Consider the following 10,273-nt stretch of genomic DNA (forward strand, 5'->3'; position numbering starts at 1 on the left):
CGCTGGTGGGGGCTGAATTATAACAATGCGCCACAGGGGCGCGGCATGGGCGTGCGTGCGGGCCGCAGCGAGCGCGCGGCGCCTGTCGCGCGCTTGCGCGGGGGGGCATTTCTGCTAGGCTGGTGGCAAGGCGGCGGACCCTTCGGGGGCCGCGCGTCCGCCGCTTTCTTCGTCACGGCGGCCCCGGCAAGGAGGTGCCCATGACCCGACAGGTTTCGTTCACGCGGCTGGAGCAGGCGCAGTTGCCCGGCTTTCGGGAACGGCTGGACCGCGCCGAATCGCCCGACGAGGTGCGACGGTTCTTTGCCGAAACCATGGCCACGCTGCTGGCCGACGCCCTGGGGTCGGCGGGTGCGGTGCGCCACGACGACGTGGCCCTGATGCCGGATGCGACCGAAGGGTATGTGCTGGCGCCGCCGGTGCGCGCACTGCCGGGCTTTGCGGACATCTGGCGCGATTCCGACCTGCCCCGCATCGCGGGCGACTTTGCCCGCCTGGCCGTGAAGCGCCATCGGCATCTGGCGGGCAACCCGGAGCGCACCGAGGCCAAGACCCGGCACAAGGACGGCAAGCGCTAGGGGCTGCGTCCGGATTGTCCTGTCGCCCGTTGCGTCACGCCCGAATGGCCTGCCATCGGCCTTTCCCTTTTCCGTCCGCAGTTCCATCCTTCACCAGCGCACGACGCCCCGCACGGCCATGGCCGTGCGGGGCGTCCCGTCGCTGCGCAGGCAGGCGCGACTACAGCCAGCGTTTCTTGATGAACACCAGCCAGGCCACCATGCACAGCCCCACGGTCACCCCGGAGACGATGCCGAAGGCATACGGCGAATCGTGCAGGGGGGTGTCGATGTTCATCCCGTATATGCCGGTGATGATGTTGGGGATCATCAGGATGATGGTGAACCCGGTCAGGAATTTCATGACCGTGTTCATGTTGTTGGAAATGATGGAGGCAAACGCGTCCATGGTGCCGGAAAGGATGTCGCTGTAGATGTTGGTCATGCCGATGGCCTGGCGGTTCTCGGTTATGGCGTCTTCCAGCAGGTCGCTTTCCTCTTCGCTTATGCGCAGGGTGCGGGTGCGCAGCAGCTTTTCCATGATGATGTCGTTGGCCTTGAGCGACGTGGTGAAGTACACGAGGCTCTTTTCGATGTTCAGCAACTCTATGAGTTCCTGATTGCGCATGGATTGCTGCAAGCGCTGCTCGATGAACGCGGTACGCCGGTTGATGTCCTTCAGGTCGTTCAGGTAGGTGATGGCGGTGCGTTGCAGCAGGTGAATGGCCAGGCACAGGCGGCGGGCCGTGTCCATGGTGCGGGCGCGTCCGTTCAGCAGTTCGGTCACGATGTCGCGCGGCGAGCGGCACACCGTGACCACGGCGGAGCGGGTGATCACGATGCCTATGGGCAGCGTAAGGTAGGGCACGCGCACGTCGGTCTCGTTTTCCAGGGGCACGCGGATGACCAGCAGCAGTACGCCGTCCTCGTGCTCCAGACGGGCGCGTTCGTCGGCGTCCAGGGGGTCGGTCAGGTAGTCCAGCGGAATGCCCAGCAGCACCGAGGCCCGTCGCAGTTCCTCGTCAGAGGGATTGGAAAGGTTGACCCAACAGTCTGGCTCGATGTGGTCGATGGGGGTCAGTGCGCCGTCGATGGTCTTGTGAATGGTGAACACGGCAAGGCTCCTTGCGTCCGTTCCGGGTGTGGTCAGGCGCGCGGCGCATGCCGCGCGTGCCGGAAACAGCCGCGCGCCGCGCCAGGCCCGATGCACGGGGATCAGGGCAGGGTGCGGCGGCGGAAGCAGCGGAGCGTCACGAGTACGGGTCCGCGGAACGGGCCACGGACAGCACGCGACGATGCATCCGGCAGCGGGCGCGCCGGATGGAGCGGTCGGAAAGCAGGGAAGATGCGAAAAGCGGGGAAAGCGGTCTGCGGAACATGGTCCACCTCCGGGGGCGCGCAGCGCCGCCGGGCGGACCGGGAAGGGATCAGGCCCGGACGTGGTGGCGGCAGCGGCGCTGGTGCGTCGTTGCGAAACGGTGCGATGCGATGGGGCATCTACTACTGTCGCCGGAATCCACGTCTGTGCTCCTGTTGGGGGTGCGGGCGGGCCGTGTGGCCGCCGCCCGGTGTGCCACGAATCTGGCGCGGCACGCTGCGGGGTCTGCTTTACGCCCGCTTGGTCCGCTTGGCAACCGGAAATGCGCCGGGGCTGGGGGCTGGGCAGGGCTAGCGGGACAACCCCAGAAACCTGCGCCGCAACTGTTCGGACCTGTCGCGGTTGACGCCGAAGTCCCACCAGCCGGAACGGGCCGCGGAACGCAGGTGCACCACGGAAGCCGCCGGATCTGCCACGCACACCACGTCGTCGATGAAGCCGAAGACCTTGCTGCGGCACTGGGCGCGCACGGTCAGGCCGTCCATTTCGGTCACGGTGCAGCCGGGCAGGGCGCCCAGAGCCACGGCCAGACGGCGCATGGCCGTGGCCGCGTCGCCGGTGAAGGGCAGAGGTTCGATATACTGCCCGTCCCGCACGGCGCCTTCGGCCTGGGTGATGACACAGTTGGGGCGGTCGGGGCAGGCGGGCAGGCGCACGGGCCCGGCAGGCTGGTGTGCTCCGGCAGGCTGGTCGGGCTGGGCGGCATGGGCGGTGCGGACTGGCCCCTGGGGCCATGGGAACCATGCGCCCGCCGCAAGAAGCAGCACAAGCAGCACGGTGCGCAACGCGCCGGGATCGTGAAGGATGGACGAAGACATGGATGCCTCCCGTGGGTGCGGGGCGCGGGCGGCGGCATGAACCGCAACCCGGAAACGACCCGGTAACCGATCCGGTAGCGGGACCGGCAACCGATCCGGCAGCTGGGCCGATAGCTGGGCCGGGGCAGTCGCCCCATGACAAACGACAAGGGGCCGCCCCGTATGCGCGGAACGGCCCCGTGGAAAACGGCGCGGATGTCTCCGCTACGGCTTCAGGAAGCGGCTGACGTTGTCGATGACGTTGCGCAGCAGATCGTCGGTGGGTTCCACGAACTGGAAGTGGATGGTGCGCACGATGCCCACCATGATGCCCACGATCATGCACGCGGTGTCCTCGACATTGATGTCGGTGCGCACCGAGCCGTCACGCTGGCCGTCGCGCAGGGCCACCAGCAGGTACTCGTTGAGGTAGGAGTATATTTCCTTGATGGCCAGGAACACGTCGTCGTTCCGTTCGCCGTAGCGGGTGGGCGCGTCGCGGAAGATCAGGCAGAACTCCATGCGGTTCTTCTTCACGAACACGTAGAACGACTTGATGATGGAGACCACCTTCTCCACGCTGGTTTCGGGGGCGCGCACCTCGAGATACTTCTCGATGTCGCTGATGAGCTGATCCTTCACGTTGCGGATCAGGGTGAGGAAGATGTCGTCCTTGGTCTTGAAATGACGGAAGATGGTGCCTTCCGCCACGCCCGCCTCCTTGGCGAGGAGGCTGGTGGGGGTGTTGTTGAACCCGCGCTCGGCAAACAGCTTGGCGGCGGTAAGCAGAATGGTGTCGCGCTTCATGTCGGAATCCTTTCAGTGTCTGCCGCGATACGGCAGAAGCGAGGAGTGAACGCTCAAACGAGAGAAGGCTAACCCCACTCATGAGCGGTGTCAACGTTGGTGTTGGGCGCTCACGCAATCCGTGCGAAACAGGAGCCCGACATCGGTACGGCGCGTGCTTTGGCGGGCGGCACAACTCATGAAAAGAACAGGAAAAGGCACGCCAGAGGGTACGCCCCGGCCCGGAATGGCTTGGGTGGGAATGGCCGGGGCGGTATGGGGGCGTGTCGTCCGGCGGGCGGCTCAGCCCCGGCGGCCAGCCTGCCCGGCGCGCGGGGCCAGGGCGATGCGGTTGCGTTCCACCGCGGCCTCCAGTTCGGGCAGCAGGTCGCGCACCGCTTCCATGTCGTCGGCGGTGGCGGCCCGTTCCACGCAGCGGGCAATGCGTTCCAGCACCCGCAGGCCGAAGCTTTCCGCCTTGCCCGCGATGCGCGCCGCCGCTTCCTGCACGGCAAAGGTGCTGCCGTCGGCCCGACCGCGCCGGGCATCGTCCAGGGCGGCATCCAGGGTTTCCAGCAGGCCGGGGATGAAGGGCTCGATGTCGTCGCCCATGTTCACGTGCGGCTCTGTCCGCCGACCGCCAGAAGCAACGGGCGGAACGGGAGAAGCCGGGCGCGCCGGTGCGGCGCCGGACCTGGCGGGCTGGGCCGGGGCTGCCTGCGACGGGTCACGCCGCGTCGCATCGTTTTCCGGACTTCTGGCGCGGTCCGCGCCCCGGCCAAGGTGCACGGCGATGCGTTCCGCGATGCGTTCGGCAAAGCTCTTGGCGGGGGCGGCTTGCGGCGGCGTGGCTGTCCGCGAGTGCGGCGAAGCGTGCGCGGCCTGACCGTACGAAACTTGTCCGGGTGAAACCTGTACGGGGGCATGGCCGGGCTGCGCGCTGGGCGCCGGGGGCGCCTGCTGCCCCGGCTGGGGCCTGGTGTACTGCATTTGCGGCGGCAGGGCCGGGCCGGTCTGTTGTCCGGCGGGCCACGCCGGAACTGCCGGGCCTGTCTGGGCAGTCTGGCCCGTTTGGGTCGTCCGGCCTGTCTGGCCTGTCTGGGCAGTCTGGGCGCCTTGGGCTCCCTGGGCAGTCGACGCGGCAGCCTGCGCTTGTCCGGGCTGGGGCTGTCCGGCCTGTGTCTGTCCGGGCTGCGCTTGTCCGGGCTGCGCTTGTCCGGGGTGCGCTTGTCCGGGTTGCGCCAGTCCGGTCGTCACCTGCCCGGCGGGCTGCTTGGGACGGTAACCGGGGCGCACTTCAGCCGACAGGTCGCGGATGGGCCGGGTGTCGGGCTGCGGAAGGGCCGGGGCCTGTTCCGCAACCTGTTGCCCCCTTTGCTCCGGCGACGGGTGGGGCACGGGGCGTTGCCCCTGCTGTTGGGCCCGCTGGGCACGTTCCCAGCGTTCCAGGCGCGCCGCCGCCCCGTAGGACGAAGAGGCGCTGGCCCCTGCATGGGCGGTGGACCGGTGCGGCTCCATGGGCATGGGGTCGCCCACCCATTCACCGCCGTCGGCGGGGGCCGCGGGCTTGCGCACCGCAGTGGCCGCGTTTTCGGGATGCGCGTCGGCGCGCTCCTGCCGGGTTGTGGCGGCGGCAGCACCCGCAACCGGCTGGGTCGGGGCGGGCTTCACGGGAGTGGGGTCGCCCACGGATTCCTCGAAATAGTCGTCCCAGGCCGGGGGAGCCATCTCCGTGGGCGTTGCCGCAGCCGCGACAGTGGCGGCGGCCCCTGCGGCAAGGGGCGAGGCCGGGGGCGTTGGGGCTGGCGCTGCCGGTGCTTGGCCCGATGCGGTCGGGGTATCGGCGCCAGGTTCGGAATCCTCGGCGTCGGTGACGATGAGGTCCAGCAGCGATCCGCCCTCGGGCAGTCCGCCATTCCCGTGCGGTGCGCCGGTGGCGGCCACCCCGGACGCCGAGGGCTGCTGCCCTGCGGCGGGGTCGGCGTGGCCCACGGCAAAGATGTCCGCGCCGAACAGGTCGGGCAACTCTTCGGTCTCGTCCGGTTCTGCCTCATGGGCCATGGCGTGGGCGGCGTCGGCGTTGCCGCCGTCGTTTTCCGCCGCGTGCGGCGCCGGTTCCGGTACTCCGGCCACCGGCGTTCCGGCCACCGGGCGGTCCCAGGGATGCCACGACGTGGGCTCGGCAGGCACAGGCTCGGCAGGCGCAGGCGCGTCGGATGCGTCCTCATGCGGCGCACCCGCGTCGGCCTCGGTCTCGTTGGGCGCAAGCCCCTCGTCCTGTAATTCCGGCAGTGCATCCATGGCCGAGTCGTCATGGGGGTACGCCGGGGCATCGGACGGAGAGGCGTCGTCCCGCGTGGTTTCGGGGGCATCCCACGCCGGGGCGGCATCCCCGACCAGCGAAAGCCCGTCTGCCCCGGCATGGCCGATATGACCGACATGGCCAGCAGCACCGGCATCCGCGTCGTTGTCGGCAGCGGACAGGAACAGGTCCGGCAGTTCCGCGAATTCCGGCGGCGCGGCGTGGGCGTCGTCGCCTTCCTCGCCGTGCGGCAGTTCCGCTGCCGCAGCCCCGTATCCGGCGTAGTCCGCGTATTCGGGCTGCGGCTGCGGTTCGGCATGGGGCGGTGCCAGGCGTTCCACGGCGGCGCGCAGGCCGCTGCGGGTGAGGGGCTTTTCCAGCGTTTCGGTGCACCCGGCGGTCAGCATGCGTTCGGCCTGCGCCTCGTGCGACACAAGGGCCAGCACCGGCACCGGGGGCAGCCCGTGCTCCTGCTCGAAGGCGCGGATGGACGCCAGGGCGGCCACGATGTCGTCCTCGGGCATGTCGCCGTCCATGATGATCAGGCCCGAGGGCGCGCGCCGGTACAGGATGCCCGCCTCGGTGGCGCCGCGCGCCTCCAGCGGGGCATGGGGCAGCCCTTCCAGGAAAAAGGCCAGCAACTGGCGGTTGCTGGGCACGTCGTCGGCCACGATGACCTGCAACGGACGGTGCGGGGCCACCGGCCCCAGGTGCAGGTGGTCCGCCGCCGTCACGGCATCGGGCGTGGGCCGGGCCACGCGCAGATCGTCGGTCAGGTCCACGCCCACGAAGGGGCGCGGCGCCGTGGCGTCGCCCGAAAGGGCCACCAGCCGCGCGGTGAACGAAATGGTGGTGCCCTGGCCCCGCCCGCTTTCCACGGTCAGGGTGCCCCCGGCGGCGTCGGCCATTTCCCACGCCCGGGCCAGTGCGCTGACGCTGCGCTTGTGCGGCGGCGCGCCCGCGCCGGAATCGCTGACGGTGAACAGCAGGTGGCCGGGGTCCGTGCTGTCGGGCACGCGGCGCACCGACATGTGCACCGAGCCCTTGTCCGTGGAACGCACCGAGCTTTCGGCCAGCAGGCGCAGCAGTTCGCCCAGTTGGCCCGCGTCCCCTTCATACAGCTGCGAAAGATGCGGCGCCATGAACCACGAGATGGCCAGGCCCTTGCGTTCCGCCCGGTCGGCCACGGCATCGTGGGCGTCGCGCAGCATGCGTTGCAGGTCGAACACGGCCCGGCGCGGCGCGCTGCGCTGCGGCGCGGCCACCCGGCCAAGGTCCTCTGCAATGGAGGCCAACTGGCGACCGGCGGTGCCAACGGCCTCGGCGTGGCTGCGGGCGGCGGGGGGCAGCGCGCAGTTTTCCAGGCCGTCCAGTTCCTGCAGCATGGCGTCGATGGGGGCCAGCAGGGCTTCCTCCATGCGGGCCAGTGCCAGCGGGTCCAGACTGGAACCGGCGTGGGGCAGGGCCTCCCCCTCGTCTCCGTCGTCACCGCCAGCGGCGAAACCCGTGGAGAAGTCGGTCCGTCCGGTCATGGCCGCCGCGCGGGCAAGGCGGCGCGACCCGCGCATCGTGGGCGTGCCGTCCAGTTCCGGCAGCACGTCGCCAAGGGAAAGTTCCAACGGCTCATCGGCCATGCTGTCGTCAAGGCCGGAGTCTTGGCGGGCGGAGCCTTGGCGTGCGGCGGTTTCGTCGGGGGGCAGCGCGTCCCCGGTGGCGAGCGCGGCGGGGGTGCGCGGAGACGGGGCCAGCCCGCCGCGCAGTTCTTCGGGCGAGATCATGCGCAGGGTGGGCTCGTCGGCCAGCGGGTCGTCCAGGTCGGGACGTTCCGCCGCCGGGCTCTTGCGCACGCGGTAGCCGCGTCCGCCGGTCAGGGAGCCCTCGGCCTCGGTCGGGCGCGGAGCGCTGGTGCCTGCCACCAGCAGGGCCAGCAGGGCCAGGCCCCACAGCGGGGCGGTGGAAATCCACACGGCGGGCACCGGCGATGCCAGCCCCGCAATGCCCACCCCGGCCCCGATCAGCGCGGCCAGGCATCCGGTCAGAAAACGGCGCGACCCCGGCAGCTTGCGGAATTTGCAGGCCACGGCGGCGGGCAGCAGCAGCACCAGCAGCAGCGGCCACAGCGCCAGCAGGCGCGAGGACCAGGCCATGCCCGGCGCCAGCGGCAGCAGGGCCAGAACGGCACCGGCCAGCGAGACAACACGCAACTGCATGTCCGCGCTGGCCGCGTGTTCGCGGGTGCGCAGCAGATGGCGCCCCACGTGGGGCAGCAGCATCAGGGCAAGGCCGGGGGCCAGCACGCCGGGCAGGCCGCGCAACGGCACGTATCCCGCGGGCGTGGGCGGCTGCCCCGCCACGGCCTGGGCCAGTACGGCGGCAACGAACAGGCTGGTCCACAACCGCCATTCGCCCCGCTCGAAGACGCCGCGCAGCAGGCACAGGGCCAGCACGGCCACCAGCACGCCGATCACCAGCGGGCGGGCCAGTCCGTCGTTGTTGGCGGCGGCATTCTGGGGGGTGCGCAGCATGGGCGCGAACCACGGCCCCGGCACGCCGTCCAGCTTCACGTAGATGGGCAGCGGCTTGCCCACGGGGTCGGGCAGGGTGAACACGTTGCCCCCTTCGGGGGACTGCGCCTGCCATTCGTTGGGTTCGCCGGGCTGATTGCGTTTGGCCAGGAACAGCGTGGCGTTGCCGGGCAGGTCGCGGCCAAGGTCCAGCAGCAGCTGGCGGTTCTGTCCGTCCGAGGGGCGGGGGGCCAGGGTCAGGCGCAGCCAGGTGGAGCCGGAGCGGAACAGGGGCAGGCCGTTACCCAGTGGGGTGAACCCGGCCTGGTGCGAGGGCGAGAGCAGCTCGTCCACGCTCAGCGTGCCGGTGGGGTCCACCAGAAATTCCATGAACGGGGCCAGCGGCTGGGTGGCCAGCAGGGAAAATGTGTCCAGCGCACGGGTGGCGTTGGAAAGCGCAGGCGCGGCGGCGGGAGGAGTGGCCTCGGGGCGTGTCGCATTGGCGGCGGCGGGAGCCGCCGTGGCGGCATGCGCAATGATGGGAGGCCACGTCGCAAGGCAACAGGCCAGCAGCAGCCAGGCAGCCATTTGCAACAGCACGGTGTGGCGGCGGGATGTATATGTATGAAGCGACGGGACGCGGGGCGGGCGGGGGGCCGAAGCGATGGTCGGGGCGTGCGACATGGTTCCATGGGCGCGCGGGGCGCGCGGGTTGCGTGTTGACCGTGCGCGGCGCGGCGCTTGGGCCGCGCCCCGCCGGAACATAGCGCACTTCGGCGTGGGGGGCGAGTGGAAATCAAGGTCGTTGCGCCAGCGGAAGGCTGCGATATGCGGCCCCGGAACGTCGGGATCAGGGAAATGGTGCAACATGCGTCGCAAACGGGAGGCCGGTTGCGACATGCCGGGCGAACAGGTCCTCCACGCCGGAGATGATCCGCAAACGAAAAGCGCGCGGCGACACGTGGCCGCCGCGCGCATCCGCACGGTGCATGGGGGCGGGTGCCCGTCCTACTTGCTCTGCTGCTGCAACGACTGCATCATTTCCTTCAGCGGCTGGCCGTTGGGGGCCTTGGCGTCGGGGTTGATGGCCAGCAGTTCGCGCCAGGCCTTCATGGCGTCGTCCTTCCGTTCCAGGTCGAAGTACAGCACGATGCCCTTGTTGAAGCGGGCAATCTGGTGCTTGGGATTGGCGGCGATGGCCTTCTCGAAGGTGGCCAGGGCGCGGTCGTGCTGGTGGTCTTCGCGGTACATCACGCCAAGGTCGGTCAGCACGTCCGGGTCGTTAGGCTTGAGCGCCAGCGACTTCTCGTAGGCGGGGATGGCCTTCTTGGGCTGGTCGGTGTCGAAGTACAGGTGTCCCAGCTTGGTCCATGCGGCCACGTCGTTGGGGTCTTTCAGCACCGCCTGCTCCATTTCCAGAATGCGGCCCATGACGTCGGGCGATATCTGGTTGGCCGGGCCGTTCTGGGCCTGCTGGCTGGGGGCGGACACGGCGCGCTTTTCCTGCACGGGAGCGGGCGAATACAGGCTCGTCACCTGCACGCCAAGGAACGCGCCAACGACCAGCGCCACGGCCACGGCCATGTACATGGTGGACTTGCGGACGTAGTCGCCGTCCTGTTGCTGACGGCCCTGCGCTCGGTTTGTCTGCGACATGGATGCTCCATTCAGATGTGGGAAAGTGTATGCCGGGCACGGTGCGGCAAACGCTCCAGGCGCCCCGGTCAGTTGGGCAGTGTTACCCGCGCGCGCGGCATCCGGCAAGAGGCAGGGGGAAAAGGGGGGAAGGTGCTGCCACGTCTTTCGATTATTAATGACTGTTGTTTCAGGTTGTTGCATGTGTATTTCGAACGTTTTTCAAAAACCGTGTTGACACTTGGCCGCCTGATACCCTAAATACCCCCTTCGCCGCGACCGATTGCCCCGACCACTTCGTGCAAGGGCAAACG

General features: G+C 69.5%; 6 protein-coding genes. 1 reads left to right on the forward strand and 5 read right to left on the reverse strand.

Annotation, left to right across the window (positions count from 1 at the left end; translation table 11 throughout):
- Positions 1-200 precede the first annotated feature (200 nt).
- On the forward strand, positions 201-578 hold the full coding sequence (locus K6142_RS11930; protein ID WP_190245544.1) for a hypothetical protein: 378 nt from the start codon (positions 201-203) through the stop codon (positions 576-578).
- A 160-nt stretch (positions 579-738) separates the two neighbouring features.
- Here K6142_RS11930 and K6142_RS11935 read toward each other — a convergent pair whose 3' ends face one another.
- The 5 genes from K6142_RS11935 to K6142_RS11955 all read right to left on the reverse strand — a co-directional run bounded on the left by K6142_RS11935 (position 739) and on the right by K6142_RS11955 (position 9,980).
- Complete coding sequence (locus K6142_RS11935) at positions 739-1,671, reverse strand: magnesium transporter CorA family protein (RefSeq protein WP_012612199.1); 933 nt, start codon at positions 1,669-1,671, stop codon at positions 739-741.
- A gap of 554 nt (positions 1,672-2,225) precedes the next feature.
- On the reverse strand, positions 2,226-2,753 hold the full coding sequence (locus tag K6142_RS11940) for a DUF1499 domain-containing protein (RefSeq protein WP_190245543.1): 528 nt from the start codon (positions 2,751-2,753) through the stop codon (positions 2,226-2,228).
- 204 nt (positions 2,754-2,957) lie between these two features.
- On the reverse strand, positions 2,958-3,539 hold the full coding sequence (locus K6142_RS11945) for a TetR/AcrR family transcriptional regulator (protein ID WP_012612197.1): 582 nt from the start codon (positions 3,537-3,539) through the stop codon (positions 2,958-2,960).
- Positions 3,540-3,821: 282 nt separating this feature from the next.
- Positions 3,822-8,912 carry a response regulator gene (locus K6142_RS11950; RefSeq protein WP_223380861.1) on the reverse strand — a complete coding sequence of 1,697 codons (5,091 nt, stop codon included), beginning with the start codon at positions 8,910-8,912 and terminating at the stop codon, positions 3,822-3,824.
- Between the two features lie 420 nt (positions 8,913-9,332).
- Positions 9,333-9,980 (reverse strand): tetratricopeptide repeat protein, encoded by a 648-nt coding sequence (locus tag K6142_RS11955; RefSeq protein ID WP_190246079.1) that lies wholly within the window; start codon positions 9,978-9,980, stop codon positions 9,333-9,335.
- Positions 9,981-10,273 lie beyond the last annotated feature (293 nt).

The sequence above is a fragment of the Nitratidesulfovibrio sp. SRB-5 genome, from assembly GCF_019931275.1.
Taxonomy (GTDB): domain Bacteria; phylum Desulfobacterota; class Desulfovibrionia; order Desulfovibrionales; family Desulfovibrionaceae; genus Cupidesulfovibrio.

What these genes read in the sequence shown, in the direction of transcription:
- K6142_RS11930 (WP_190245544.1), top strand. Translation starts at nt 201, where the DNA reads ATGACCCGACAGGTTTCGTTCACGCGGCTGGAGCAGGCGCAGTTGCCC.
- K6142_RS11940 (WP_190245543.1), bottom strand. Translation starts at nt 2,753, where the DNA reads ATGTCTTCGTCCATCCTTCACGATCCCGGCGCGTTGCGCACCGTGCTG.
- K6142_RS11945 (WP_012612197.1), bottom strand. Translation starts at nt 3,539, where the DNA reads ATGAAGCGCGACACCATTCTGCTTACCGCCGCCAAGCTGTTTGCCGAG.
- K6142_RS11950 (WP_223380861.1), bottom strand. Translation starts at nt 8,912, where the DNA reads ATGGCTGCCTGGCTGCTGCTGGCCTGTTGCCTTGCGACGTGGCCTCCC.
- K6142_RS11955 (WP_190246079.1), bottom strand. Translation starts at nt 9,980, where the DNA reads ATGTCGCAGACAAACCGAGCGCAGGGCCGTCAGCAACAGGACGGCGAC.